General features: G+C 71.1%; 23 protein-coding genes and 1 riboswitch. Of the genes, 10 read left to right on the top strand and 13 right to left on the bottom strand.

What is annotated here, in order from left to right; translation table 11 throughout:
- Window positions 1-3: 3 nt before the first annotated feature.
- The gene (locus ACIPTO_RS06615) at window positions 4-996 is read right to left on the bottom strand and encodes an aminoglycoside phosphotransferase family protein (RefSeq protein WP_401189906.1); all 993 of its coding nucleotides are present in this window, start codon (window positions 994-996) and stop codon (window positions 4-6) included.
- On the opposite strand from ACIPTO_RS06615, the gene ACIPTO_RS06620 reads away from it, so the two are divergent.
- Both ACIPTO_RS06620 and ACIPTO_RS06625 read left to right on the top strand, forming a co-directional pair.
- On the top strand, window positions 995-1,648 hold the full coding sequence (locus tag ACIPTO_RS06620) for a rhomboid-like protein (RefSeq protein WP_366324016.1): 654 nt from the start codon (window positions 995-997) through the stop codon (window positions 1,646-1,648). The genes ACIPTO_RS06615 and ACIPTO_RS06620 overlap by 2 nt on opposite strands.
- Window positions 1,649-1,729: 81 nt before the next feature.
- Window positions 1,730-3,112: an NAD(P)/FAD-dependent oxidoreductase gene (locus ACIPTO_RS06625; RefSeq protein ID WP_401190814.1), complete on the top strand. Its 1,383-nt coding sequence runs from the start codon at window positions 1,730-1,732 to the stop codon at window positions 3,110-3,112.
- A 310-nt stretch (window positions 3,113-3,422) separates the two neighbouring features.
- Here ACIPTO_RS06625 and ACIPTO_RS06630 read toward each other — a convergent pair whose 3' ends face one another.
- Window positions 3,423-4,937 carry an MFS transporter gene (locus tag ACIPTO_RS06630; RefSeq protein ID WP_401189908.1) on the bottom strand — a complete coding sequence of 505 codons (1,515 nt, stop codon included), beginning with the start codon at window positions 4,935-4,937 and terminating at the stop codon, window positions 3,423-3,425.
- Between the two features lie 146 nt (window positions 4,938-5,083).
- On the bottom strand, window positions 5,084-6,049 hold the full coding sequence (locus tag ACIPTO_RS06635) for a zinc-binding dehydrogenase (RefSeq protein WP_401189910.1): 966 nt from the start codon (window positions 6,047-6,049) through the stop codon (window positions 5,084-5,086).
- A 132-nt stretch (window positions 6,050-6,181) separates the two neighbouring features.
- Here ACIPTO_RS06635 and ACIPTO_RS06640 point away from each other — a divergent pair, with 132 nt between their 5' ends.
- Entirely contained in the window at window positions 6,182-6,856 is a 675-nt protein-coding gene (locus ACIPTO_RS06640; protein ID WP_401189912.1) for a pentapeptide repeat-containing protein, read from the top strand.
- A 43-nt stretch (window positions 6,857-6,899) separates the two neighbouring features.
- On the opposite strand, the gene ACIPTO_RS06645 is transcribed toward ACIPTO_RS06640, so the two are convergent.
- The gene (locus ACIPTO_RS06645) at window positions 6,900-7,400 is read right to left on the bottom strand and encodes a hypothetical protein (RefSeq protein WP_401189914.1); all 501 of its coding nucleotides are present in this window, start codon (window positions 7,398-7,400) and stop codon (window positions 6,900-6,902) included.
- A gap of 120 nt (window positions 7,401-7,520) precedes the next feature.
- Here ACIPTO_RS06645 and ACIPTO_RS06650 point away from each other — a divergent pair, with 120 nt between their 5' ends.
- Window positions 7,521-9,029 (top strand): M1 family metallopeptidase, encoded by a 1,509-nt coding sequence (locus ACIPTO_RS06650; RefSeq protein ID WP_401189915.1) that lies wholly within the window; start codon window positions 7,521-7,523, stop codon window positions 9,027-9,029.
- A 58-nt stretch (window positions 9,030-9,087) separates the two neighbouring features.
- On the opposite strand, the gene ACIPTO_RS06655 is transcribed toward ACIPTO_RS06650, so the two are convergent.
- From ACIPTO_RS06655 to ACIPTO_RS06665, 3 genes are all read right to left on the bottom strand, one after another.
- Window positions 9,088-9,603, bottom strand: coding sequence for a GNAT family N-acetyltransferase (locus ACIPTO_RS06655; RefSeq protein ID WP_401189917.1), 516 nt, complete (start codon window positions 9,601-9,603; stop codon window positions 9,088-9,090).
- 45 nt (window positions 9,604-9,648) lie between these two features.
- Window positions 9,649-10,905, bottom strand: coding sequence for a DUF1266 domain-containing protein (locus ACIPTO_RS06660; protein ID WP_401189918.1), 1,257 nt, complete (start codon window positions 10,903-10,905; stop codon window positions 9,649-9,651).
- A gap of 271 nt (window positions 10,906-11,176) precedes the next feature.
- Window positions 11,177-11,752: a TerD family protein gene (locus ACIPTO_RS06665; RefSeq protein WP_366324034.1), complete on the bottom strand. Its 576-nt coding sequence runs from the start codon at window positions 11,750-11,752 to the stop codon at window positions 11,177-11,179.
- 176 nt (window positions 11,753-11,928) lie between these two features.
- Between ACIPTO_RS06665 and arfB the strand changes: the two genes are divergently transcribed.
- Complete coding sequence (gene arfB, locus ACIPTO_RS06670; protein ID WP_401189920.1) at window positions 11,929-12,357, top strand: alternative ribosome rescue aminoacyl-tRNA hydrolase ArfB; 429 nt, start codon at window positions 11,929-11,931, stop codon at window positions 12,355-12,357.
- A 142-nt stretch (window positions 12,358-12,499) separates the two neighbouring features.
- Here the strand turns inward: arfB and ACIPTO_RS06675 are convergent, their stop codons facing one another.
- Window positions 12,500-13,072 carry a flavin reductase family protein gene (locus ACIPTO_RS06675; RefSeq protein WP_366324038.1) on the bottom strand — a complete coding sequence of 191 codons (573 nt, stop codon included), beginning with the start codon at window positions 13,070-13,072 and terminating at the stop codon, window positions 12,500-12,502.
- Between the two features lie 305 nt (window positions 13,073-13,377).
- Between ACIPTO_RS06675 and cdgB the strand changes: the two genes are divergently transcribed.
- Window positions 13,378-15,036, top strand: a complete 1,659-nt coding sequence (gene cdgB, locus ACIPTO_RS06680) for a diguanylate cyclase CdgB (RefSeq protein ID WP_366324040.1) — start codon at window positions 13,378-13,380, stop codon at window positions 15,034-15,036.
- A 115-nt stretch (window positions 15,037-15,151) separates the two neighbouring features.
- Window positions 15,152-16,123, top strand: a complete 972-nt coding sequence (locus tag ACIPTO_RS06685; RefSeq protein ID WP_401189922.1) for a carbohydrate-binding protein — start codon at window positions 15,152-15,154, stop codon at window positions 16,121-16,123.
- Window positions 16,124-16,153: 30 nt separating this feature from the next.
- Here the strand turns inward: ACIPTO_RS06685 and ACIPTO_RS06690 are convergent, their stop codons facing one another.
- The 3 genes from ACIPTO_RS06690 to ACIPTO_RS06700 all read right to left on the bottom strand — a co-directional run bounded on the left by ACIPTO_RS06690 (window position 16,154) and on the right by ACIPTO_RS06700 (window position 19,356).
- A complete protein-coding gene (locus tag ACIPTO_RS06690; protein WP_401189924.1) occupies window positions 16,154-17,083 on the bottom strand; it encodes a 1-phosphofructokinase family hexose kinase in 930 nt (309 codons plus the stop codon).
- 117 nt (window positions 17,084-17,200) lie between these two features.
- A complete protein-coding gene (gene nagA / locus ACIPTO_RS06695) occupies window positions 17,201-18,412 on the bottom strand; it encodes an N-acetylglucosamine-6-phosphate deacetylase (protein ID WP_366324046.1) in 1,212 nt (403 codons plus the stop codon).
- The gene (locus tag ACIPTO_RS06700) at window positions 18,412-19,356 is read right to left on the bottom strand and encodes an ROK family protein (protein WP_401189927.1); all 945 of its coding nucleotides are present in this window, start codon (window positions 19,354-19,356) and stop codon (window positions 18,412-18,414) included. The genes nagA and ACIPTO_RS06700 overlap by 1 nt, the downstream gene beginning before the upstream one ends.
- A 130-nt stretch (window positions 19,357-19,486) precedes the next feature.
- On the opposite strand from ACIPTO_RS06700, the gene ACIPTO_RS06705 reads away from it, so the two are divergent.
- Genes ACIPTO_RS06705 through otsB form a run of 3 tightly spaced genes read left to right on the top strand, consistent with a single transcriptional unit; the run spans window position 19,487 to window position 21,933 of the window.
- The gene (locus tag ACIPTO_RS06705) at window positions 19,487-20,731 is read left to right on the top strand and encodes an ABC transporter substrate-binding protein (RefSeq protein ID WP_401189929.1); all 1,245 of its coding nucleotides are present in this window, start codon (window positions 19,487-19,489) and stop codon (window positions 20,729-20,731) included.
- A gap of 44 nt (window positions 20,732-20,775) precedes the next feature.
- On the top strand, window positions 20,776-21,027 hold the full coding sequence (locus tag ACIPTO_RS06710) for a DUF3263 domain-containing protein (protein WP_266771149.1): 252 nt from the start codon (window positions 20,776-20,778) through the stop codon (window positions 21,025-21,027).
- 42 nt (window positions 21,028-21,069) lie between these two features.
- Window positions 21,070-21,933, top strand: a complete 864-nt coding sequence (otsB, locus tag ACIPTO_RS06715; protein WP_366324052.1) for a trehalose-phosphatase — start codon at window positions 21,070-21,072, stop codon at window positions 21,931-21,933.
- A gap of 13 nt (window positions 21,934-21,946) precedes the next feature.
- On the opposite strand, the gene ACIPTO_RS06720 is transcribed toward otsB, so the two are convergent.
- A complete protein-coding gene (locus tag ACIPTO_RS06720) occupies window positions 21,947-23,377 on the bottom strand; it encodes a trehalose-6-phosphate synthase (protein WP_401189931.1) in 1,431 nt (476 codons plus the stop codon).
- A gap of 101 nt (window positions 23,378-23,478) precedes the next feature.
- Window positions 23,479-24,450 carry a glucosyl-3-phosphoglycerate synthase gene (locus tag ACIPTO_RS06725; RefSeq protein ID WP_366324056.1) on the bottom strand — a complete coding sequence of 324 codons (972 nt, stop codon included), beginning with the start codon at window positions 24,448-24,450 and terminating at the stop codon, window positions 23,479-23,481.
- 143 nt (window positions 24,451-24,593) lie between these two features.
- A riboswitch (SAM riboswitch) is annotated at window positions 24,594-24,733 on the top strand.
- The last annotated feature ends 3 nt before the right edge of the window (window positions 24,734-24,736 follow it).

Raw genomic sequence — 24,736 nt, forward strand, 5'->3', positions numbered from 1 at the left:
CGGTCAGCGCGGGTCGCGCAGTCGGCGTCCGATCTCCAGGTGTTCCGGCACCGGCGCGTACCCGTCCGCCACCGACCACAGCGCGTTCTGCAGCACCCGCCCCAGCGTCCAGGCCCGTGCCCGCGCCCGGTCGAGACCGATCACGTCGGTCATCGCGTCGAATCGCCAACGGATTTCGTCGGGGTCGAAACGGTTGACGAGCGCCGGGAAGAGTTCGAAACCTGGGTCGCCCGCTAGGGGCTTGGGGTCGATCGCCAGCCAGAGGGCAGGGGTTTTGGCCGTTGCGGTGGCGGCGGTGTCAGTGGCGGTTGCGGTGGTAGTGGTTGCGGTGGTGTCAGTGGTGGTGCTGAGCACGTTGGCGTAGTGCAGGTCCCAGTGCAGCAGCCGGTCCCCTGGCTCGTCCGCGACCTCGCGTACCGCCGCCGCGCAGTCCTCGATCAGGTGTCGGTCCGCCGGGTCGGGGAGGTGGGGGAGGGCGGATGGCACCCGTTCCAGCATGGCCGTCGTCAGCGGGCCGAGGCGTCGGCGCAGTTCCGGTGGTGCGGATACCGCCGTCAGGCGGGCCAGCAGACGGGCGATCACGACGGCCGCGGCGCGGGAGTCCGGTTCGTGGGTGAGGGTGCGGGACGCGTCGAGGCGTTCCAGGAGCAGGGTGCCGGTCCCGTCGTCGTACTCCAGAAGCCGTACGGCGCTCTCCCCGTCCCAGGCGCGCAGGGCGATCGGCTCGCCCGCCGTCTCCTCGTCGAGGTACTGGAGTTTCAGCGCGGCCCGGGTGCCGTCGGTGCGCAGGACGGGCAGGACCAGGGCGCACATGCCGTGCATCGACGGGCCGTCGAGCCGGAGCGACCACCGGTCCAGGAAGTCCGCCGCGCGGTGCGGGAGCTCCGCCACGAAGGCGCGTCCCGCCGTACCGTTGCACCTCTCCTGGGAGGCGACCAGCGCGGCCGGGATGTCGATCACGGCTCCGACCATACTGGCGTGCGTGAATCGGCTCATGCGAATCACCCGGGGCCTCAGCAGGGTGTGGGCGTACGTCCGCAGTGCCCCCGGCACGTATGTCTGGCTGGGGATCCTCTTCGTCACCACGGTCGCCATGCACCACATGTCGCCGGATTTCGAAGAGGACTTCCTGCGGCAGCGGTCCACCAACATCCACGAGCTGTCGAGCAACCCGGTGCGGGTGCTGTTCGCGAGCGCGATGTGGATCGACGGGGGGCGCTGGGTGCCGTACGCGGTGCTGTACACGGTGTTCCACGCGCAGGCGGAACGGTGGATCGGTACGGCGCGGTGGCTGATGGTGTGCGTGGCCGCGCATGTGCTGGCGACGCTGATCAGCGAGGGGGCGCTGCTGTGGGCGGTGAAGAACGGTATGGCGCCGGAGTCCGCCGTCGACACGCTCGACGTCGGGGTGAGTTACGCGCTGGCCGGGGTCGTCGGGGTGCTCGTGTACCGGATCGCGGCGCCCTGGCGGTACCTGTATCTGGTGGTCGTACTGGCCGTCTACGGGGTGCCGCTGGCGACCGGCCGTACCTTCACCGATCTCGGGCATTTCACCTCCGTGGTGATCGGGCTCGCGTGTTATCCGCTGGTCAGAGGGTGCGGAAAAGCATGGAATCCGAAGGAGACAGTGGCCGCGCTCAGGGGTTAGCGTCCGGTCATGAGCAGCTCGGTGAGCGGTGGTGCGGACGGTGGCGTGAGCGGTGCCTCGAATGGTGCCCTGAATGGTGTCGTGAACGGTGGCGTCTCCTTCTGGTACGCGGACGACGGCATCCCTCTGCGCCGGGAGCCCCTCGGAGGTGACGCCACCGCGGACGTCGTGATCGTCGGGGGCGGGTACACGGGGCTGTGGACCGCGTACTACCTGAAGAAGGCCGTACCGTCCCTGCGGGTCGTCGTCCTGGAGCAGAAGTTCTGCGGCTACGGCGCTTCCGGGCGCAACGGCGGATGGCTCTACAACGGGATCGCCGGCCGTGACCGGTACGCCGCACTTCACGGGCGGGACGCGGCGGTACGGCTCCAGCAGGCCATGAACGACACCGTCGGCGAGGTCGTCGCGGTCGCGGAGGCGGAGGGGATCGACGCCGACATCCATCGGGGTGGCGTACTCGAAGTCGCTTGCACGCCCGCGCAGTTGACCCGCCTGAAGGCCTTTCACGAGCATGAGCTGTCCTACGGCGAGACCGACCGGGAGCTGTACGGCGCGCGGGAGACCGGTGAGCGGATTCGGGTCGCGGACGCGGTCGGATCCACGTGGACTCCGCACGGTGCCCGGCTGCACCCCGTGAAACTGGTGAAGGGGCTTGCCGCCGCGGCCGAGGCGTTGGGTGTCGTCCTTCACGAGTCGACGCCGGTGACGGAGATCCGGCCCCGGCAGGCGGTGACGCCGTACGGGACCGTGCGGGCGCCCTATGTGCTGCGGTGCACCGAGGGGTTCACCGCGCGTCTCAAGGGGCAGCGGCGGACATGGCTGCCGATGAACTCGTCGATGATCGCCACCGAGCCGCTCACCGACGCGCAGTGGGAGGCGGTGGGCTGGGACGGGCTGGAGACCTTGGGGGACATGGCCCACGCGTACATGTACGCGCAGCGCACCGCCGATGGGCGGATCGCGTTGGGCGGGCGTGGGGTGCCGTATCGCTTCGGGTCGAGGACGGACAACGACGGGCGGACGCAGGCCTCCACGGTCGAGGCGCTGCGGGAGATCCTCGTACGGTTCTTTCCCGCGCTGGCGGGGGTGCGGGTCGCGCACGCGTGGTCGGGGGTTCTCGGGGTGCCACGGGACTGGTGCGCGACGGTGACTCTGGATCGGGCCACGGGGCTCGGGTGGGCCGGGGGGTACGTCGGGTCCGGGGTGGCTACGACGAACCTCGCCGCGCGGACCCTGCGGGATCTGGTGCGGATGGATTCCGGGGAGGCGGGGGCCACGGATCTCACCGGGTTGCCCTGGGTGGGGCATGCGGTGCGGAAGTGGGAGCCGGAGCCGTTTCGGTGGCTGGGGGTGCAGGGGATGTACGCGACGTATCGGGCCGCGGATCGGCGGGAGTCGAGTGGGGCCGGGGTGGAGTCGTCCCGGTTGGCTCGGTGGGCGGATCGGGTGGCCGGGCGGGGGTGACGTCTGGGGGGGTGGGCGTGAGGGCGGGGGTGGGGGGCGTTGGGCTGAGTTGTCGGGTGCGGGTCGGTGGGGGCTTGTCGCGCAGTTCCCCGCGCCCCTGGGGAGTCCGGGGTGCGGACTTGTGCGTGGGTGCCGGTGCGTCGTGGGTGCCGCGGTGCGTGGGGGGTCGGCGCCGCGCCGGGGGGTGTCCGTCCTCGGGTCGGCGCGGGGGCCTTTGCCGAGAGGGGAGCGGCGTGAGCGCCGACCGCTGCGGGCGGACACCCCCCGACACGTCGCCTTGCCGCCGTACGCGGCCCGCGGTCCGGTGGTGTCAGGTCACCGACTGGGAGTGCGACTCCGGTAGTGGGGACGGGGCCGCGGGCCCGTGCTTCGGGGCTCGGGCCGTGACCATCAGGCCTGCGACCAGGCCGGCCAGGAGCATGACGGCCACGGCCCACCAGATGGCGACCGTGTAGCCGTGGACGATGCCCTTGCTGGTGATGAGGGCCTTCTGGGCGGGATTGTGGAGGTGGGCGACGATGTAGGCCGTGCTGCTGGTGGTGGCGATCGTGTTGAGGAGGGCCGTGCCGATCGAACCGCCCACCTGCTGGGCCGTGTTGACGGTCGCCGAGGTCACGCCCGAGTCCTGCGGGGCGACGCCTGCCGTGGCGGTGGCGAAGACCGGCATGAAGATGAGGCCCATGCCGAGGCCCATCAGGAGCAGGCCGGGGAGCAGTTCGGTGGCGTAGTCCGAGTCGACCGTCAGGCGGGTGAAGAAGGACATGCCCGCGGCGGCCAGTACCGCGCCCGGCACCATCAGGGTGCGCGGTGGGACGTGGTGCATCAGGCGGGCGGAGATCTGGGTCGAGCCGATGATGATCGCGACCGTGAGGGGCAGGAAGGCCATGCCGGTCTTCACGGGCGAGTAGTCGAGGATGACCTGGAGGTAGTAGGTCATGAACAGGAACATCCCGAACATGCCGATGACCGCGAGGCCCATGGTCAGGAAGCAGCCGGCGCGGTTGCGATCCTTGATGATGTGGAGGGGCAGGAGGGGGCTCGGCGCCCTGTTCTGCCACCAGACGAAGGCGGCGAGGAGTACGACGCCTGCCGCGAACAGGGCCAGGACCAGCGAGTCAGTCCAGCCGCGCGGTTCCGCCTCGCTGAAGCCGTAGACGATGGCGACGAGTCCGCCGCAGCCCAGGAGGACGCCGGGCACGTCGAGACGGGCGCCCGCGTGACCCGGGCGGTCGTGGAGCAGGGCGACGGCGCCGAAGACCGCGATGATCGCGATGGGGATGTTGACGTAGAGGCACCAGCGCCAGTTCAGGTACTCCGTGAGCAGGCCGCCCGCGATGAAGCCGATCGCCGAGCCGCTGCCCGCGAGCGCGCCGTAGATCCCGAAGGCCTTACCGCGTTCCTTCGGGTCGGTGAACGTCGTGGTGAGGAGGCTGAGGGCGGAGGGGGCGAGTACGGCGGCGAAGACGCCCTGGAGGGCGCGGGCGCCGAACAGCATGCCCGAGGTCGTGGCCGCGCCGCCGAGCGCGGAGGCGCCCGCGAAGCCGATCAGGCCGATGATGAACGTCCGTTTGCGGCCCACCAGGTCCGCGATCCGGCCGCCCAGCAGGAGCAGACCGCCGAACGCGAGCGTGTACGCCGTGATGACCCATTGCCGGTTGCCGTCGGACATGCCCAGGTCGCGCTGTGCGGAGGGGAGTGCGATGTTCACGATCGTCGCGTCGAGGACGACCATGAGCTGCGCGAGAGCGATGATCACCAGGCCCCACCAGCGCCGGGGATCGGGCTCGTCCGTCACGGCTGATTCACCTGTTTGGGTGACACTCATCTGGCCAGAAGACCATGAATCGGTATCTATCGCATCCCGAACCGGATGCGTTCGTATGTTCGATGTGGTCGCGGTGGCTGGAGTGGTTGCGGTGGCTTGCGTGGTTGGGGTGTTGTGAGTGGTCTGGCTTTGGGGGGTGGGGGTCGTCATGGTTCCAGCACCACCTTTCCGGTTGTCCTCCTGGTTTCCAGCGCGCGGTGGGCCTCTGCCGCCTGCGGGAGCGGGAAGCGTTCCACGGCCGGGCGGAGGCGGCCTTCCGCCGCTGCGGTGAGGGCGCGCAGCTCCAGGGTTCGGATCGGGCTGGGGCCGCCCGCCTTCTGCGTCATCGCGGGGCCGAGTGTCTGCTCGGACCGCCCGTCGATGGTGTGCGGCTCGCCGCTCGACCAACCGAAGACCAGGTGCCTGCCGTCGTCGCGGAGCAGGCCGGTCGCCTCCCGCGCGATGTCGCCTCCCACCCCGTCGAACACGACCGTCGCGTGCCGGCCGCCCAGCCAGGCGCGGACCTTGGCGGGCCACTCGGGCGCCGTGTAGTCGACGGCGAGATCGGCGCCGTTGGCCTGTACGAGGGCGGCCTTCTCGGGGCCGCCCGCGAGGCCGACGACGGTGGCGCCGGACTGCTTGGCGTACTGGACCAGGAGTGTGCCGAGGCCACCGGCGGCGGCCGGGACGATCGCCACGGAGTCCGCGTTCAGCTCGGTGAACTGCACGATTCCCATGGCCGTACGGCCCGTTCCGATCATGGCGACGGCCTGCGCGAAGTCGAGGTTCGCCGGGATCTCGTGGACGCGGTCGACATCGACCACGGCCAGCTCCGCGTACCCGCCCGGCGCGAACCCGAGGTGCGCCACCACCCGCCTCCCGAGCCACAGCCCGGCGACCCCGTCCCCGAGCGACTCGACGACACCGGCGACCTCGCGGCCGGGGATGGTGGGGAGGGCCGGGAGTTCGGGGAGGGGGCCGCGTTCTCCCTTCCGTAGGACCGTGTCCAGGAGGTGGACTCCCGCCGCGGCCACGGCGATGCGGACCTGGCCGGGGGCCGGGGAGGGGTCGGCGGTGGGTTCGTGGAGGAGGTTCTCGGCGGGGCCGAAGGCGTGGAGTCGGATGGCGTGCATGAGGCTCCCATGGTGGTGAGCTCTTGTGGGTGAGCGTCTTCCGCGTGTGGGTGCCCACTCTTCGACCTCAAGCGGACTTGAGGTCAAGTGCCGGGCGTCCTCGTTGTCAGTGGTGGGGTGCAGGATGGGTGTATGGCGAGGAGAGCGGCGACGGGTGGAGTGAAGGGGGCGCGGCGGCCGGAGGTGCGGTTGCCCGTTCTGGAGGCTTACGCGGGTGGGGAGTTGGAGCCTGACGGGGACTACGACGGGCTGGACTTCCGCGACCTGGACCTCGTGGGGCAGGACGGCGGGGGTGCCCGTTTCATGGACTGCGCGCTGACGGGGTGCGCGCTGGACGAGACCCGGCTGCGCCACGCCCGCGTCCTGGACTCCGTCCTCACCGGCATACGGGGTGTCGGCACGGACCTCTCGGAGTCGACCCTGCGTGACGTCGAGGTCGTCGACGCGCGGATGGGCGGGGTGCAGTTGCACGGGTCCGTGCTGGAGCGCGTGGTGATCCGCGGCGGCAAGATCGACTACCTGAACCTGCGCAAGGCGAGACTCCGGGATGTCGTCTTCGACGGCTGCGTCCTCGTCGAGCCCGACTTCCTCGACGCGCGCTTGGAGCGGGTCGAGTTCGTGGGCTGTGTGCTGAAGGGGGCCGATTTCACGGGGGTGACGCTCACGGACGTGGATCTGCGGGGGGCGGCGGAGCTGGAGATCGCGCGGGGGGTGGAGCGGTTGTCCGGGGCGGTGATCAGCATGGGGCAGTTGTTGGATCTGGCGCCTGTGCTGGCTGTGCAGATGGGGATTCGGGTGGAGGGGTGAGGGGGTCCCCAGTCGCGCAGGGTGACCCGAAGGCTCGGGGTGTTCAGGGAACCCTGGGGAACTTCGCCTGGAGGGTCCAGATCGCCGGGTTTTCGCCCAGCGCCTCGTGCAGGTCGACCAGGTCCGCGATCAGGTCATGGAGGAAGTCCCGCGCCTCACGCCGGAGTTCGGCGTGGGAGAAGGTCAACGCCTCCTCGTCCCGCCTCATCCAGTCCGCCTCGACATCCACCCACCCGAACCGCCGCTCGAACAGCATCCGGTCCGTCGACTCGGTGAAGTCGAGTTCCGCCCGCTGCGGCCGTGACGCCCGCGAACCCGCCGGATCCTCGTCGATCCGTTCCACGATGTCGCACAACGCCCACGCGAAGTCGAGCACCGGCACCCATCCCCACGCCGTGGACACTTCCCGGTCCGCCTTGGTGTCGGCGAGGTAGACGTCACCGCAGAACAGGTCGTGCCGCAGCGCGTGGACGTCCGCGCGGCGGTAGTCGGTCTGCGGGGGGTCGGGGAAGCGGTTGGAGAGGGCGTAGCCGATGTCGAGCACGTAGGAGATGGTGTCACGGTCGCGGATGGCCGAGGCCGGCCGGAGTCTCCGGAGGCCGGGTTGCCGTCCCGAGCGCGCGCGGAGCGGGGGCCAACTCCGCGAACTCATAGGATCGCGCACGTGTCCAGATCCGCACGGCTCGTCCCGACTGTCACGCCCTCCCTGCTCAACCTCACCCTCGCCGTCGCCCTCACCCTCGGCTTGACGGCGTGCAGCAGTCCGGGTGGGGTTCACGCCGCCTCCGGCAGCGCGGGCGTGGGCGACCCGTACTTCCCGAAGTCGGGCAACGGCGGCTACGACGTCACCCACTACGACCTGAACCTCGCCTACACCCCCGACACCACGGACTCATCCGAGGCCTCCGACACGTCCGACGGCCCGGACACCCCCACCCTGACCGCCACCGCCACGATCACAGCCCGCGCCACCACCGCCCTGTCCACCTTCGATCTCGACTTCCAGGGCATGAAGGTCAACTCCCTGATGGTGGACGGCAAGAAGGCCTCCTGGACCCGTAGCGGCCAGGAACTGAAGGTGCGTCCGTCCTCGGCTCTCCGCAAGGGCGGGACGTTCCGGACGACGGTCCGCTACTCCGGGACCCCCGAGACGATCACCGACCCCGACGGTTCGGACGAGGGCTGGCTGCCCACGGCGGACGGCGCGCTCGCGCTCGGCGAACCGACAGGCTCGATGGCATGGTTCCCCGGCAACGATCACCCCTCCGACAAGGCGACCTACGACATCACGATCACCGTTCCCAAGGGTCTCCAGGCGGTCTCCAACGGTGAGTTGAGGAGCGAGACGACGACGGGAGCGGGGGAGGGGGCCAAGGGTGTTCCTACGACCACGTACCGCTGGCACGTTCCGCAGCCCATGGCGACCTATCTCGCCACCGTCGCGATCGGCCACTACGACATCACCCGCACCACCACCAGGAACGGCCTCCCCGTCTATGTCGCGGTGGACCCGCAGGAGGCCGAGGCGAGCCGCAAGGTGCTGGCCGGGCTGCCGGAGATCATGGAGTGGGAGGAGTACAACTTCGGCCCGTACCCCTTCTCCTCGACCGGCGCGATCGTCGACCGGGACGGCGACGCGGGCTACGCCCTGGAGACGCAGAACCGCCCGTTCTTCCCCGGCGCCCCCGACACCGCGACCCTCGTGCACGAACTCGCCCACCAGTGGTACGGGGACTCGGTGACCCCGAAGACCTGGCGCGACATGTGGCTCAACGAAGGGTTCGCAACCTACGCGGAGTGGCTCTGGGCGGAGGACCACGGCGGCGACACCGCCCAGCAGACCTTCGACGCCCTCTACAGGGGAACGTACTTCGACGACAAGGCGGACGACGATGCCGTCTGGGCCTTCCCGCCGGCCATGCCGAGCTCCGCCGCCCACATCTCCGACAGTCCTGTCTACGAACGCGGCGCGATGGTCCTCCACAAGATCCGCCGGACGGTCGGCGATGCCCGGTTCTACGACATCGTCCAGGGCTGGGCAGCCGCCCACCGCCACGGCAACGCCGACACGGCGGACTTCACGGCGTACGTCGAGAAGATGGCCCCGGGCAAGGACTTCGGCGGAATCTGGAAGGACTGGCTGTACGGGAAAGGGAAGCCGGCCCGGCCCTGAGCAGCCGGCCCGCACCTCCTTGAGCGGGCCGCACGTTCTTCACGGGGGTTCGCTCGGGTCAGCCGAGCCGCTTGCGCAACACCGCGCAGGGGCGGCCGAGTCGGCGGTCCTCGCGGTGGTCGATGATCTCGTAGCCGAGGGTGGTCCAGAAGGCGAGGGCGTCGGGGTTGTTGTCGAGTACGGCCAGGCGTACGGCGGTTCGGCCGGACTCGTGGAGGCGGGTCTCGACGAGGGACGCCAACTGCCGTCCGTAGCCCTGTTGTTGCTGTGCCGCGTCGATCATCAGGAGGCCGATCCAGGGGTCGTCGTCGGCCGGGTCGGGGTGTGTCCCCAGGGTGATCGCGATCCCGATCAGGCGCCCGGCGCCGCGGGCGAGGAGGACCTCCACGTCCGGGTCGGCCAACTCGTCGGCCAGGGCGGTCGCCACCTGTTCCGGGCGGATGTCCGCCGGGTCGGGGAAGTCGCCGCTGAGCGCGTGGAACGCGTGGTTCGAGGCGTAGAGGGCGGTCAGCTCGGTGAGCAGCTCACCGGGGAGCGCGCCGGCCTCGGTCGGCGTGAGCGGTTCGAGGAACATGGGGGCACGCTAGCCGCCGGGCCCCAACCGGAACCGCTCGGCGGCCTAGCGGAACGGGATGTTCAGCCATGGGCTTCCCGGTTCCGTCGTCAGGATCCGGTGGGCCGAGACCATGTCCTGGTACCAGTCCCCGAACTCCTCCTCGTCGAAGTGGAGGCAGCGGCCGAGGATGTAGCCGGCGGAGAAGTCGGGCCAGGAGCGGTAGGCGAGGGCGGCGGACCGGCTCGCTCGGGCCAGGGCCGACTCGGTCTCCGGGAGGGTCGCGAAGCGGGCGCCCAGGCCCCAGCGGGCCATCTTCGAGGCGCGGCCCAGGTCCCAGGCCTCGACCGACGTGACGTGGCGGTTCTCGTCGAGGATGCCGTCGGCCCGCATCCGGGCCTCGTAGCGGGTGATACGGCCGATGAGGTGCTGCACGCCCGTGATGCGGGCCTCGGTCTCCGATGCGGGGCGGGGGTCGGTCTTCGTGACGCCGTCCTCGGTGATCACCGTGGCGCCCTCGGAGTCGGCCCGGATGACCGTGGCCACGGCCTGGCGCCAGTAGCCGGTGTCCACATGGCCGCCGAAGTCGCGGGCGATCGTACGGCGCAGGCTGAGCGCGAACTCCCATACGGAGCTGGACGCTTCGCAGGCGAGCAGGTTCCGCAGGTGGTACTGCCACTCGGCGCGGGTCGTGATGCCCCACCACTCGCGCAGCCGCCGCCGTTCACCGTCGTAGCCGTGGCCGTGCCAGGCCGGGGCGTTCCAGAGGGAGCCGTTGCTGACGCAGAGGAGCGCTCCGCAGGCCAGGCCGTGGGCGACCGGGCCGTGCAGCGCGCCGCCCACGTGGAGTGCGCGCAGGCGCATCGCGGCGGAGGGGATGTCCGGTCGGTCCGCGGCCCGCGACCAGTCGGTCGTGCCGGGCGGGCCGTACGGGAGGGCCAGTTCGCAGGGGGTGCCGGGGTTGATGACGACCGTGGGCGGGTCCTGCGGATTCCAGAGCTCCGCGATCCGGCGCAGGGACGCGCTCGAATACACCAGGTCGTCGGGGCGGGGCGCGGGCAGCAGGCCGTCGGTGAAGAGCTCCCAGTACCTGGCGCCGGTGCGCTCGTCGCGGGTGAACACCCGGTGGACGCGGTCGGGTTGGGCGTCGTAGGCCTTGCGTGACATCTGGTAGTAGAGGCGGACGCGGGACAGTACGTCGTAGTACGCCGTCCAGTCGCCGCGCGCCCGTGCCTCGACCAGCGCGTGTTCCGTGTCGGTCGGCGGGGTCCACGCGGGCGGTGGCGGAGACCCGGAACCGGCGGGGGGCGATCCGAACGGCATAGGGCTCGCTGTCCTTCCAGGGGCGGGTCGACGGCACACCGGGTCGGTCACGGCGACGAGCGGACCGGGAGGACTGGATCAGCGCCGCTGCCGATTCCGGCACAGTGCCATACGTGGCTGAGACCTTCCTGAGCGGGCCCGGACCGTGTGTTCTCCGTCATCCCCGTCCGCGCGCGGCCGGCGAGCGGTCAACAGCCCCCGTGCATGCCGAAGCCCCCGGCCGGCGACGCAGCCAGGGGCCTCACCTACGGCACTACGGGTGCGGCGGGGCTCAGACGTTGACGCCGAAGTCCTGGGCGATGCCGACCAGGCCCGAGGCGTAACCCTGGCCCACCGCGCGGAACTTCCACTCCGCGCCGTTGCGGTAGAGCTCGCCGAAGACCATGGCCGTCTCCGTCGCCGCGTCCTCGGAGAGGTCGTAGCGGGCGATCTCGGCGCCGCCTGCCTGGTTCACGATGCGGATGTACGCGTTGCGGACCTGGCCGAAGTTCTGCGAGCGGGTCTCGGCGTCGTAGATCGAGACCGGGAAGACGATCTTCTCGATGTCGGCGGGGAGGCCGGCGAGGTTGACGTTGATCGCCTCGTCGTCGCCCGCGCCCTCGCCCGTGCGGTTGTCGCCGGTGTGGACGATGGTCTGGTCCGGGGTCGACTTGTTGTTGAAGAAGATGAAGTGACCCTCCGAGTAGACCTTGCCCTCGGGGTTGACCGCGATCGCCGAGGCGTCGAGGTCGAAGTCCGTGCCGGTGGTCGTGCGGACGTCCCAGCCGAGGCCTACGGTGACGGCGGTCAGGCCCGGTGCCTCCTTGGTGAGCGAGACGTTGCCACCCTTGGACAGGCTTACAGCCATGGTTGGGAGTCCTTCCCTCGTTGCGGTGCGGGCTTCGTACTGAGGACGAAGCTACCGGTACCTCTATGAACGCCAAGAGGGGTGGGGAAGGTTCCAGGTGGCTTTACTTTCTTTACCCGTGAGTTCCGGGGTAATCGGAGTGACGTGGACCGGACAGACGCGCGACGATGGGGGACATGTCCGGTCCTTATGTCATCCGTGGCTCCGTCTCCCTGCCCGAGGCCGAGCTCATGTGGCGTTTCTCGCGGTCGTCAGGGCCGGGTGGGCAGCACGTCAACACCAGTGACTCCCAGGTGGAGCTGCGGTTCGACGTGGCCAAGACCGAGGCGCTGCCCCCGGTGTGGAAGGAGCGTGCGCTGGAGCGGCTCGCCTCGCGGCTCGTCGACGGCGTCGTGACCGTACGGTCCTCCGAGCACCGCTCCCAGTGGCGCAACCGGGAGACCGCCGCCGTACGCCTCGCCGCGCTGCTCGCGGAGGCCACCGCGCCGCCGCCCAAGCCGCGCCGGGCGACCCGGATTCCGCGCGGTATCAACGAACGGCGGCTGCGCGAGAAGAAGCAGCGGTCCGACACGAAGCGGGGGCGGAACGGGCGGGACTGGGGCTAGTTCCCCGCGGGGTTCTGTGTTGGTTCCGTGCGGGGGTGCGTGTCGGGATTGCGAGCCGGGTGTGCGGCGGCTTCGCATTTCCCGTTTCCCGAAAGGGCGCGTCCGGGAACGGCACGGAAAGCGACGGCGAATTCTTCGCCGCCTATCCCAACTGCCGGTATCTGCCGCGGAAGTACGAGAGCGGGCCGCCTTCCGCGCTGCCCACCTCCGCGGTGAGGACCCGTCCGATCACCAGGGTGTGGTCGCCTGCCGGAACCCGCTGTTCCGTGCGGCACTCAAGGGTGGCGAGGGCGCCGCGGACCAAGGGGGCGCCGGACGCCTTCCCGTGGACGTAGGGGATGTCGTCGAAGAGGAGGCGGTCGCTGATGCGGCCCTTCATGGCGAAGCGGCCCGCGATGTGGCGCTGGCTCTCGGAGAGGACGGAGACGGCCCACAGGGGCTGTTCGTCGAGGAGGTCGTCCATGCGGGAGCCGTTGCGGAGGCTGACCAGGACGAGCGGCGGGTCCAGGGAGACCGACATGAAGGCGGTCGCCGTCATGCCCACGTCCTCGCCGACCGGAGCCTGGGGGTCGTCCGGGTCGTAGGGCTCCTCGTGCGCGGTCACCAGGACCACGCCCGCGGCCAGCCGGGCGAGGGCGGCGCGGAACTCGTCGTTGCTCACCCCCACAGCATGCCCGGAGGGGACGGTGTTCGAGAGCGGGGCGGTCTTCAGCACGCCTGCGACGCTAGCCTCCGGCGCCCGCGCACCGCATCGGACCTGCGGCCCAGTCAGGTCCTAGGTCCAATGGCCCACGCGGCGGAACATCGTCGTGCATCATGTCCACACGCTCACAAAGTTTGCGTTCAGTAAACGCGCAGGGAAAACGCAGAAACTCCCCTCAATTGTTCATCTTCTGCTGTGACTTGAGTCACAAGGGGTACTAATTGTTGACCCTGTGTACCGAGTGGGGAGCGCGCTGTGATTCAGTGGCGGGGAAGATGACCCTTGATTCACTGCGAGGTCTCGGGGGGAGGGCGAGTATGGAGACCGAGTCGGAGCCCTACGTCCGTCTTGCGACCCTGCGACAACTGCACACGGTCATGGCGGACATGAACACCGCCCGCAGCCTGGCGGACACCCTGCAGACCGTCGCCGACGGCGTCGTCAACGGTCTCGGGTACGAGCTGGCCTGCGTCAACCTCGTGCGCCCCGACGGCGACCTCGTGGTCGCCGCCTTCGCGGGCAACTCCGCCGCCGAGGCACTCATCACCGGCCGCGTCGGCTCCCGCGAGTCCTGGGAGCGCCGCCTCGGCATGGGCGAGTCCTGGGGCGACCTGCGCTTCATCCCGCACACCGAGGGCTGGGTCCTCGACGAGGACGACGTACCGCAGTGGTACACCGACGGCCCCGCCCCCCGCTTCGAGGACGAGTGGCACCCGTCCGACCGGCTCTTCGCGCCGATGTACACCCCCGGCGTCTCCGGCAGCTCCTGCGGCGAGCTGATCGGCGTCCTGTCCGTGGACCGCCCGCGCAACGGCCGGCGGCCGGGCGCGTGGGGCCGCGAGGCGCTCCAGATGTACGCGTTCCAGGCGGCCATAGCGATCAGCAACGCCCGGCTGCGCGCCAACATGCAGCGCGCCCTGGTCCGCCTGGAGCGCGAGCAACAGGCCCTGCGCGCCAGCGAGGAGAGCTTCCGGCAGGCCTTCGAGTACGCCCCCTCCGGCATGGCGATAGCCGAGATGGGCGGCGACCAGCACGGCCGGATACTCCGGAGCAACGACGCCCTGTGCCGCCTGCTCGGCCGCCCCGCCTCCGCGATGCGCCGCTACTCCTTCTCGGACCTCGTCCACCCCGAGGACATAGGCACCCTGCTCAGAACCTCGGCGGAGGGCGGGCGCGCGGAGCTCCGCCTGGGCCGCCGGGACGGCACGTACGTCTGGGTCTCGCTCCGCAACTCCGTCGTCGCGGACGCCGCCGACGGGCCCCGCTTCCTCCTCTCCCACGTCGAGGACATAGAGGACCGCAAGCGCCGCGAGCTGCAGCTCGCCCACCGCGCCGCGCACGACGCGCTGACCGGCCTGCCGAACTCGGCGGAGCTGCGCACCCGCCTCTCGGCCCGCCTCTGCCAGCGCCCGCAGGCCACCCACCCCGGCGAGATCGAGTCCATCGACGCCGCGTACGGACATCCGGCCTACGACGCGAACGGCCACGGCTTCGACTTCCGCCCCGGCGCCGACCTCCTCGACGCCTACGACCACCACGTCCACACCGTCGCCCCCGAGGGCGAGCGGGACGACGGCACGAAGGGGCTCGCGGTCCTCTTCTGCGACCTCGACGGCTTCAAGTCGATCAACGACCGGTTCGGGCACAACGCGGGCGACGCCGTCCTCATCGAGGTCGCCCGGCGGCTCGGGCGGGCCGTGCGCGACGGCGACACGGTGGCCCGGCTCGGCGGTGACGAGTTCGTCGTCCTGGCCGACGGGCTCGGCCGGGCGGACGCCGCCGACCTCGCCGTACGCCTGCGGAACGAGATCATCCAGCCCATCCGGGTCGACGGACGGGCCATGCGGGTCGGGGCCAGCTTCGGTATCGGGTGGGCCCACTGCGGCATGACGGCGGACGAGGTCCTGAAGTCCGCTGACGAACGGATGTACATCGAGAAACGATCTCGTCCCAAACAGCACAGACGAGCGGGATGATCTCCAGGTCGGCGGTCTGATGCGGTCCGAGTCACCCGTTTGGACGACGCGGAGCGGGTAGGCTCGCAGTTCTGCTGACGTATCTGCACCCGCACCTGTTGAGGAGTACCTAGGGATGACGCCCGGCAACAACGGCGCGAGCACGCCCGAGGACGACGACCCGTTCGGCTACCTCTACGCCGACGGCCAGGCCAACGGAGCCCAGCCGCCGTCCGGTGGCGGTTACGGCTACCCGGGCTCGGTCAACCGTGTGCGCCCGGTGGGCGAGCGCCAGTACGGCGGCCAGCAGGCCGCCGCGGCCCCCACCGCCCAGTACCAGCAGCAGTACGGCCAGACGGTCCCGCAGCAGCAGTCCTACGGCGCCCCGCAGTCCAACGCGCACTACCAGGCCCCGGAGACCTTCCCCGGCGGCCCGCCGGCCGGCCGGCAGTCCCCGCCGCACAACAACAACGGCGGCCGGGGCCGCGGCCCCAACACCAAGGGCCTCCTGATCGGCGCCATCGCGGTCGTCGCCGCGGTCGTCATCGGCATCAGCGTGGCGATGATGAACGGCAACGACGACAACAAGACGAACGACCAGGCGGATTCGACCCCGTCGGCGTCCCAGAGCGCCTCGTCGACGCCGTCGGCGAGCAGCAGCGCGTCGGGCGGGCTGGAGACGCAGTCCATCGACGCCAAGGCGCTGAACCTCCAGGGCGGCGCCAGCCTCGCGTCGGACGTCAAGGGCGCGGACGCGGCCGGCGGCGTCTACGTGACGGGCCTGAACACGGTCGGCGCCTCGGTGAGCTGGCAGGTCAACGGCATTCCCTCGGACGGCACGTACACCGTCTTCGCGCACTACAGCTCGACCAGTGACGACCAGCACATGACGCTGTCCATCAACGGCAAGAAGTTCGGCAGCCCGTTCAGCCTGAAGAACTACGCGAAGGCGGCCGACGGCGACTTCGCGAAGGGCTGGACGACGAGCTTCGCGTGGCCGAGCCTCACCAAGGGCAGCAACACCCTCACCCTGTCCTGCGAGAACGGCGACAACTGCAACGTCCTCCTGGACCAGTTGTGGGTGAAGCAGGGCCAGGTCAAGAAGTAGGCACCCCCCGGCCGACGTCGGCCGGCCGTCTCAGGCCGCGCTGACGTCCCCCGTCACCGTCACCCGCTCCAGCAGTTCCTCGTACGTCGCGCGGTCGAACTCGCCCGCCGCCGGGGCCCGTACGGTCGCCGCGGACAGTGCGACCGCTCGGGCCAGCCGGTCCGGCCAGGGCAGGCCCTCCACCAGGCCCGACAGCAGGCCCGCGACCGCCGAGTCGCCCGCGCCGGTCGGGTTGCCGGGGAGGCGGGCCGGTGGGGTCGCCTGCCAGCTGCCGTCCGGGGTGGCGGCGAGGAGGCCCTTCGCGCCGAGGGAGACGACCACCGTGCGGGCGCCTCGGCGGCGGGTGTCCCGGGCGCCGCGGGACGGGTCGTGGGAGCCGGTGAGTTCGGCGAGTTCGTCGGTGTTGGGCTTGACGATGTCGGGGCGGGCGGCGACTCCTCGGCGGAGGGGTTCGCCGCTGGTGTCCAGGAGGACGGGGACGCCGGCTGTCCGGGCCGTGCGGACCAGGCCCGCGTACGCGCCCACCGGGAGGCCTGGGGGCAGGCTGCCGCACAGGGCCACCGCCGAGACGCCGGGCAGCAGGGACTCGTAGGTCGTCCGGAACGCTGACCATTCCGCCGCTGTGACGGTCGGGCCGGGCTCGTTGAGCTGAGTCGTGTCACCGGACAGCTGGTCGACGATCGCTATCGTGCGGCGGGTCGTGCCGGAGACGGGCACCAGCGCGTCCCTCACGCCCGGGGTGTCGGCGAGCCGGGTCCGCAGCACGTGTCCTGTCGTGCCGCCCGTGAAGCCGGTGACGGTCACCTCGTGGCCGAGGGCGGCCAGCACCCGGGCCACGTTCAGGCCCTTGCCGCCCGGCCGTTCCGTGACCTCGGAGACGCGGTGCGAACCGTGCGGTCGCAACTCCCGTACCCGATAGGTGATATCGAGAGCGGTGTTCAGTGTGACCGTGAGGATCACCGGTCCGACCTCCCCCGAAGTGTGTGCCGTCGCCGTCCGGTTGGGACCCGATCATGCCAAAGAGGCGGCGGCCCGCCCAGTCTCCCGGACCGGTCGCCGCCCCGACGGCGGGGCAATTCAGCCCAGTTGGGGATCCACCACCCACTCGCCGCGCCGCATCACGCCCTTGAGGTCGAACTCCTCGTCCAGCAGCACCAGGTCCGCGTACTTGCCCGGCTCCAGCGAGCCGACCTCGTCGTAACTGCCCAGCAGCCGGGCCGGGTTGGCGGAGATCGCGGCGACGACGTCCTCCACCGGCAGCCGGTCGACCGTCACCGCGCGCTTGAACGCCCGGTCCAGGGTGAGCGTCGACCCCGCGATCGAACCGCCCTCCACCAGCCGCGCGACCCCCTCGCTCACCTCGACCTCCAGCGGGCCGAGCATGTACCGGCCGTCTCCGAAGCCCGCCGCGTCCATCGCGTCGGTGATGAACGCGACCCGCTCCGCACCGGCGTGGTGGAACGCCAACTCCAGTGCCGCCGGGTGCAGATGCGTGCCGTCGTTGATCAACTCGACGGTGACGCGCCCGTCGTCGAGCAGCGCGGCGATCGGTCCGGGCTCCCGGTGCCCGAGCGGCGGCATCGCGTTGAACAGGTGCGTGGCGACCGTCGCGCCCGCGTCGATCGCGGCGAGGGTCTGCTCGTACGACGCGTCGGTGTGGCCGATCGCCGCGATGACGCCGAGCTCGGTGAGCAGGCGTACGGAGTCGAGGCCGCCGGGGAGTTCGGTCGCCAGGGTGACCATCCTGGCCTGGCCGCGGGCCGCGTCGACGAGCTTGCGCACGTCGGCGGGGTCGGGGTCGCGGAGCAGGGCCTCGGAGTGGGCGCCCTTGCGGCACGGGGAGATGAACGGGCCCTCGAAGTGGATGCCGGCGAGGTCGCCCTGCTCGGCCAGTTCGGAGAGGAGGCCGGCGCGCTGGGCGAGGAAGTCCATCTCGCCGGTGACCGTCGAGGCGACGACCGTGGTGGTGCCGTGCAGGCGGTGGGTGTGGATGCCCTTGAGGACGTCCTCGACGGTGCCGGAGGTGAAGGAGGCTCCGCCGCCGCCGTGGTTGTGGATGTCCACGAAGCCCGGGACCAGGGTGAAGCCGGTGACGTCGACGAGGCGGGCGTTCTCGGGGGCGGCGCCGGTGATGCGGGTGCCGTCGACGATCACCCGGCCGTCTCGCACGGTTCCTGTGGGGAGGACCACTGTGGCGCCGGACAGGATGAGGGGGCTGTTGCCGGTTGCGGTCTGCGGGTGCGTCGTGGCTTGTCGCGCAGTTCCCCGCGCCCCTGGGTCGGCTGCCATCAGGCGGTTACCTCCGTACGGTCGGTGTGGTTGAGGAGATCCCAGGCCAGTAGGCCCGCGCCCAGGCATCCCGCCGTGTCTCCCAGGGCCGCCGGGACGATCGACGGCAGTTTCTGGAAGGTGATCCGGCGGCGGACCGCTTCGCGCAGTGGTGTGAACAAGGTTTCCCCCGCCTCCGCCAGGCCGCCACCGATGATGATCGTGCGCGGGTCCAGGAGGGTGAGGGCGGTGACGAGGCCGTCGGCGAGGGCGTCGATCGCCTCGTGCCAGACGGTGGTGGCGACGGGGTCGCCGGAGTCGACGGCCTCGGCGCAGTCGGCCGCGTCCGCCGTGGGGGTGCCGGACGCCGTGGCCCACGCCTCGGTCACCGCCGCCGCGGACGCGTACCGCTCCAGGCAGCCGGTCTGGCCGCAGGGGCAGCGCAGGCCGCCGGGGCGCACGACGATGTGGCCGATCTCGCCCGCGAAGCCGTGCGCGCCGGCCTCCACCCGGCCGTCGAGGCCGATCGCGCCCGCTATGCCGGTGCCCAGCGGCACGAACAGGAAGCGGTCGGCGCCCCTGCCCGCGCCGATCCGGCCCTCGGCGAGACCGCCGGTGCGCACGTCGTGGCCGAGGGCGACCGGGACTCCGCCGAGCCGGGCGCCGAGCAGGTCGCGCAGGGGTACGTCGCGCCAGCCGAGGTTCGCCGAGTAGGCCGCGATGCCGCGCTCGGCGTCGACGATGCCGGGGACGGCGACCCCGGCGGCCGACGCGGGCTCGCCGTACCGCTCCGCGCCGTACGCGCGCAGTTCGGCGGCGAAGCCGAGGATGTGCTCGACGACCGCGTCCGGACCGCGCTCGCGGCCGGTCGCCCGGCGGGCCCGGTGCAGCAACTCGCCCTCCGCCCCCACGAGGGCGGCCTTCATCCCGGTGCCGCCCACGTCGAGGGCGATGACATGTCTCACGGGGGACAGTGTGGCCCGTCTACCCGCGAGAGGTCTAGTCCACTCACGTGGTGTAGACCTTATGGGTTCACAGAGCGAACGTCACGAGAGCAAAGGTGGGGATGCGGCAGTGCAGCGGCGTAGGACAGGAATGATCGCGGCGACGTCCGTTCTGGGCATGACGGCGGTCCTCGGCGGCTGCGGACTCGGCGGGGGATCCGGCGACGTGACCCTCCGGCTGGTCGCGGCCGACTACGGCGACTCCGCCTCGAACAGCTCGCGCACGTACTGGGACGGGGTCGTCAAGGCCTACGAGGCGAAGCACCGGAACGTCAAGGTCGAGGTCAGCGTCTACTCCTGGAACGACGTCGACCGCAAGGTCAAGGAGATGGTCGCGGCCGGCAAGGCGCCCGACATGGCGCAGATCGGCGCGTACGCGGACTACGCCGCCGCCGGCAAGCTGTACTCGACGGCCGAGCTGCTCTCCATCCCCGTGGAGGCCGATTTCCTGGAGTCGCTGCTGGACGCGGGGCAGGTGAAGCACATCCAGTACGGCATGCCGTTCGCCGCGTCCACGCGCGTCCTCTTCTACAACAAGACCCTCTTCGCCGCCGCCGGCCTGACCCCGCCGAAGGACTGGAGCGAGCTGGCCGCCGACGCCCAGGCACTGAAGGCGCGGGGCGTGAAGTACCCGTTCGCGCTGCCGCTCGGCCCGGAGGAGGCGCAGGCCGAGACGATGCAGTGGCTGCTCGGCGGGGGCGGCGGCTACACCGACGACATCGGCACCTACACCCTCGACTCCGCGCAGAACATCGCCACCTTCACCTGGCTGCGCGACAACCTCGTCGCCAAGGGCCTGACCGGGCCCGTCGCCCCCGCCAAGCTCAACCGCGCGGACGCGTTCGCCGCCTTCGCCAACGGTGACGTCGGCATGCTCAACGGCCACCCGACCCTCATGCAGCAGGCCGTCAAGAAGGGCGTCAAGTTCGGCACGGTCCCGCTGCCCGGCCGCAACGGCAGGGCCAAGTCCACGATGGGCGTCGCCGACTGGATGACCGCCTTCAAGCAGAACGGCCACCGCGAGCAGATCGGCGACTTCCTCGACTTCGTCTACAGCGAGAAGAACGTCCTCGCCTTCTCCCGCGAGTACGACCTCCTGCCGGTGACCAACTCCGCCTCCGAGGCGATGGGGGAGTCCGCGCAGGACAAGGATCTGCGGCCGTTCCTCGACGAACTCCCGCTGTCCACGCTCTACCCGGCCGGCAACACCTCCTGGGCCGCGGTCAGCTCCGACATCAAGCAGCGCATAGGCCAGGCGGTGGCCGCGAACGGCAGCCCGGCGGGGGTGCTGGGGCAGCTCCAGGCGTCGGCGTCGCTGGCGGAGAGCGGGAAGTAGCGGCGCCCGGGGCCGCTGTCGGTGGCGGGGACTACGGTGCAGGCATGGAGAAGGACAGGCCCGCCCGGCTTCCCGCGCTGAACCGGAGGGAACAGGACATCCTCGCGCTGGAGCGCCGCGGCTTCCCCGGCCCCGGCGTGAAGGAGCGCGCGATACGCGAGGAGCTGGGCCTGGCCCCCGTGCGCTACTACCAGCTGCTCAACGCCCTGCTGGACGACGAGCGGGCGCTGGCCCACGACCCGGTGACGGTGAACAGGCTGAGACGGGTCCGCGAAACCAGGCGCACGGAGAGGTAGCGGCAGCTGTGGGTCCCGGCGCCGCCCGGATAGGGTCGACGCATGGGCAGCCCTCAGGACTCCACCGATCCCTTGGCCGTACTGCCGACCCCCGTCACCCGCGCCGGACGCGAAGGCCTGGCGGCGATCCTCGCCGAACCGGCCGCCGCGGTGGTCGGGCTCGACTTCGACGGCACGCTCGCACCGATCGTGCCGGACCCCGAGCAGGCCAGGGCCCACCCGGACGCGGTGCGCGCGCTGGCCGCGCTCGCCCCGAAGGTCGCCTCCGTGGCCGTCGTCACCGGCCGCCCGGCCGGTGTGGCGGTGCGCAACGGCGGCTTCGCGGGCGTACCGGGCCTGGAACACCTGGTCGTCCTCGGCCACTACGGCGCGGAGCGCTGGGACGCGGTGAGCGCTACGGTCACGGCCCCCGCCCCGCATCCCGGTGTCGCCGCGGTCCGGGCCGAACTCCCGGGATTCCTCGACCGGTTCGGCGCCTGGCAGGGCACCTGGATCGAGGAGAAGGGCCGCGCGCTGGCGGTCCACACCCGGCGCGCCGAGGACCCGCAGGCCGCCTTCGAGGCCCTCCGCGAGCCCCTCACCGACCTCGCCGCCCGCAACGGCCTGATCGTCGAACCCGGCCGCCTGGTCCTGGAGTTGCGGCCGCCCGGCATGGACAAGGGGGTCGCGCTCACCGACCATCTCCGCGAGACCGGCGCCGGGTCCGTCCTCTACGCCGGTGACGACCTCGGCGACCTCCCCGCGTTCGCGGCCGTCGAGAAACTCCGCTCGGACGGCGTTCCCGGCCTGCTGGTGTGCAGCGGGAGCGACGAGGTCACGGAGCTGCGGGAGCGGGCGGACCTGGTGGTGGACGGCGCGGCAGGGGTCGTAGGCCTGCTGTCGGCGCTCGCGGTCCGGCTGGGGTGATTGCCCCGGCGCCTCAACTCGCCTGGTCCTGGAGCGCGTTCAGCTGCTCCAGGAACCACTGGGCCGGGGGCAGGGCGGTGGCCGCCGCCGTCAGCCTCTTGGTGCGCTCGGCGCGTTCGCCGGCCGGCATGGTCAGCGCCTCGTGCAGGGCGGCGGCCGTGCCGATCACGTCGTAGGGATTGACCGGGACCGCGTCCTCGCCCAACTCCTCGTACGCGCCCGCCTCCCGGGACAGGACCAGCACGCAGCCCTCGTCGCAGACGACCGGGACCTCCTTGGCGACGAGGTTCATGCCGTCGCGGATGGGGTTGACGAGGGCGACGTCGGCGAGGCGGTACGCGGCCAGCGAGCGGGCGAAGTCGTCCTTGACGTGAAGGACCACCGGCGTCCAACCCGCTGTCCCGTAGCGGGAGTTGATCTCGTCGGCGACTCGCTGCACCTCGGCCGTGTAGTCGCGGTAGACGGCGAGGTCCTGCCGGGACGGGTAGGCGAACGCCACATGGACGACCTGCTCCAGCAACTCCGGGTGGTCGTCCAGGAGTTGGCGGTACGCCAGCAGTCCGCGCACGATGTTCTTGGACAGCTCGGTGCGGTCGACCCGGACGATCGTCCTGCGGCCCGCGCCGATCTCCTCGCGGAGGGCCGCGATCCGCTCCTCCACGTCCGCCTCGTGCGAGCGGGCCCGCAGGAAGTCGGCGTCGGCGCCGAGCCCGTGGACACCGATCCGGGTGTCACCGACGCCCCCGGCGAACTCCGCGCAGCAGGCCGTGAACGCGTCCGCCCAGCGGTGGGTGAGGAAACCGAGCCGGTCCGCGCCGAGCATGCCCGTCAGCAGCCGCGCCCGGATGTCGTCGGGCAGCATCCGGAAGTAGTCGGCCGGCGCCCACGGTGTGTGCGAGAAGTGGCCGATCCGCAGGTCGGGGCGGAGCTCGCGCAGCATCCCCGGGACCAGGCACAGGTGGTAGTCCTGCACGATCGCGACGGCACCCTCGGCCGCCTCCTGGGCCAGCGCCTCCGCGAACGCCCGGTTGTACGCCTCGTACGACGCCCACTGGCGGCGGAACTCCGCGTCGAAGACCGGCTCCAGCGGGGTCTGGTACAGCATGTGGTGCACGAACCACAGCACGGAGTTGGCGATGCCGTTGTACGCGTCGGCGTGCACGTCGGCCGGGATGTCCAGCATCCGTACGCCGTCCTCGCCGACCCCGCGCCGCACCGCCTCGCGGTCGCCGTCGGAGAGCGCCGAGCACACCCACAGCGCGTCGGCGTCCGGCCCGATGGCCGAGAGCCCGGACACCAGCCCGCCGCCACCGCGCTTGGCGCGCAGCGCACCGTCGTCGCCCACCTCGTACGAGACGGGACCGCGGTTGGACGCGACGAGCACCTGAGCGGCACCGCGAGGGGGCGTGGAGACCGGAGGGGCCGTGGAAGCCGTGGAAGCCATACGCCACAACCTAGCCCGGCCCGGAAACGCTCAAACGTACGGACGGCCGGCGGCGGACCGTATGCGTCCGTATACGACCGTCCATGACCGCCTGCGCCCGGTCATGCGACCTTGCGGGACTGGTATTCGGCGATGTCCGCCATCGGGGGCCGCTCCTCCGTGTCCACGGAGTAGGTGCGCGGCTCGAAACCGTCCGGACCCCGCTCGAACTGGGTCAGCGACGGCCGGATGAGGTGGCCGCGGGCCAGTCGCAGCTGGGCCGTGCGGTAGATCTGCGCGGCCATCCGGCCCAGGGCCTGCCCGTCCTGGTGCCGGTGCTTGCGGACGCCGACGTCGACCTGGGCGAGGGCGTCGAGGCCCACCAGGTGCAGCGCGTCGACCAGCATGCCCAGTTCGACGCCGTACCCGACCGGGAACGGCAGCTGTTCCAGCAGCGAGCGGCGGGCCGCGTACTCGCCGCCGAGCGGCTGCACGAAACCGGCCAGCTGAGGCCAGTGCATGTTCAGCAGCGGGCGGGCCATCAGCTCGGTGACCCGGCCGCCCTGTCCTGCCCTCCGGCCGGAGGCGGGCGGACCCGGCTCCGTGCCGAGCGGCCGGTCGTACATCGCCTTGACGAGGTCGACGCCGGGGTCGGTGAGCAGCGGGCCCACGATCCCGGTGACGAAGTCCGAGGAGAACTCCCTCAGGTCCGCGTCCACGAACGCGACGATGTCGCCGCTCGTCACCAGCAGCGACCGCCACAGCACCTCGCCCTTGCCGGGCACGGCGGGGATGCGGGGCAGGATGTCGTCACGGTGCACGACCCGGGCGCCCGCCGCGGCGGCCACCTCGGAGGTGCGGTCGGTGGACCCGGAGTCGACGACGACGATCTCGTCGACGAGCGGGACCTGCCGCATGAGGTCGTGACGGATGATCGCGACGATCTCGCCGACCGTCGCCTCCTCGTTCAGCGCGGGCAGCACGACGGAGACCGTCTGGCCCGTGCGGTGCTTGGCGGCCAGGATCTTGTGGAGCGGCCGGTCCGTCAGGGACCAGGAGCGGGTGCTCAGCCAGTGCTCGACTTCCTTCAGCACGTTGCGCGGCTCCTCTGCGTTCCATCTCGCGGTTCGGACGGCTCACTCAACTGTCCTGGCCTTCGGTTACAGTCTTGAACAACGCTGATGACCATTACATGTCCGAGGTCGTCGGTGAGACAAATGCATACACAACTGAACACCGCTCATCCAGAGGGGCAGAGGGATACGGCCCGTTGAAGCCCCGGCAACCCTCCAGTCGGTTCTCGCGCACGCGAGGCTCCCGGCTCGGGAAGGTGCCAAATCCGTCTCATGGCGAAACGCGTCGTGAGGAAGATGAGGAAAG

The sequence above is a fragment of the Streptomyces sp. NPDC090083 genome, assembly GCF_044747445.1.
Taxonomy (GTDB): domain Bacteria; phylum Actinomycetota; class Actinomycetes; order Streptomycetales; family Streptomycetaceae; genus Streptomyces.

What these genes read in the sequence shown, in the direction of transcription:
- ACIPTO_RS06620 (WP_366324016.1), top strand. Translation starts at nt 995, where the DNA reads ATGCGAATCACCCGGGGCCTCAGCAGGGTGTGGGCGTACGTCCGCAGT.
- ACIPTO_RS06615 (WP_401189906.1), bottom strand. Translation starts at nt 996, where the DNA reads ATGAGCCGATTCACGCACGCCAGTATGGTCGGAGCCGTGATCGACATC.
- ACIPTO_RS06630 (WP_401189908.1), bottom strand. Translation starts at nt 4,937, where the DNA reads ATGAGTGTCACCCAAACAGGTGAATCAGCCGTGACGGACGAGCCCGAT.
- ACIPTO_RS06635 (WP_401189910.1), bottom strand. Translation starts at nt 6,049, where the DNA reads ATGCACGCCATCCGACTCCACGCCTTCGGCCCCGCCGAGAACCTCCTC.
- ACIPTO_RS06640 (WP_401189912.1), top strand. Translation starts at nt 6,182, where the DNA reads ATGGCGAGGAGAGCGGCGACGGGTGGAGTGAAGGGGGCGCGGCGGCCG.
- ACIPTO_RS06655 (WP_401189917.1), bottom strand. Translation starts at nt 9,603, where the DNA reads ATGTTCCTCGAACCGCTCACGCCGACCGAGGCCGGCGCGCTCCCCGGT.
- ACIPTO_RS06660 (WP_401189918.1), bottom strand. Translation starts at nt 10,905, where the DNA reads ATGCCGTTCGGATCGCCCCCCGCCGGTTCCGGGTCTCCGCCACCGCCC.
- ACIPTO_RS06665 (WP_366324034.1), bottom strand. Translation starts at nt 11,752, where the DNA reads ATGGCTGTAAGCCTGTCCAAGGGTGGCAACGTCTCGCTCACCAAGGAG.
- arfB (WP_401189920.1), top strand. Translation starts at nt 11,929, where the DNA reads ATGTCCGGTCCTTATGTCATCCGTGGCTCCGTCTCCCTGCCCGAGGCC.
- cdgB (WP_366324040.1), top strand. Translation starts at nt 13,378, where the DNA reads ATGGAGACCGAGTCGGAGCCCTACGTCCGTCTTGCGACCCTGCGACAA.
- ACIPTO_RS06685 (WP_401189922.1), top strand. Translation starts at nt 15,152, where the DNA reads ATGACGCCCGGCAACAACGGCGCGAGCACGCCCGAGGACGACGACCCG.
- nagA (WP_366324046.1), bottom strand. Translation starts at nt 18,412, where the DNA reads ATGGCAGCCGACCCAGGGGCGCGGGGAACTGCGCGACAAGCCACGACG.
- ACIPTO_RS06705 (WP_401189929.1), top strand. Translation starts at nt 19,487, where the DNA reads ATGATCGCGGCGACGTCCGTTCTGGGCATGACGGCGGTCCTCGGCGGC.
- ACIPTO_RS06710 (WP_266771149.1), top strand. Translation starts at nt 20,776, where the DNA reads ATGGAGAAGGACAGGCCCGCCCGGCTTCCCGCGCTGAACCGGAGGGAA.
- otsB (WP_366324052.1), top strand. Translation starts at nt 21,070, where the DNA reads ATGGGCAGCCCTCAGGACTCCACCGATCCCTTGGCCGTACTGCCGACC.
- ACIPTO_RS06720 (WP_401189931.1), bottom strand. Translation starts at nt 23,377, where the DNA reads ATGGCTTCCACGGCTTCCACGGCCCCTCCGGTCTCCACGCCCCCTCGC.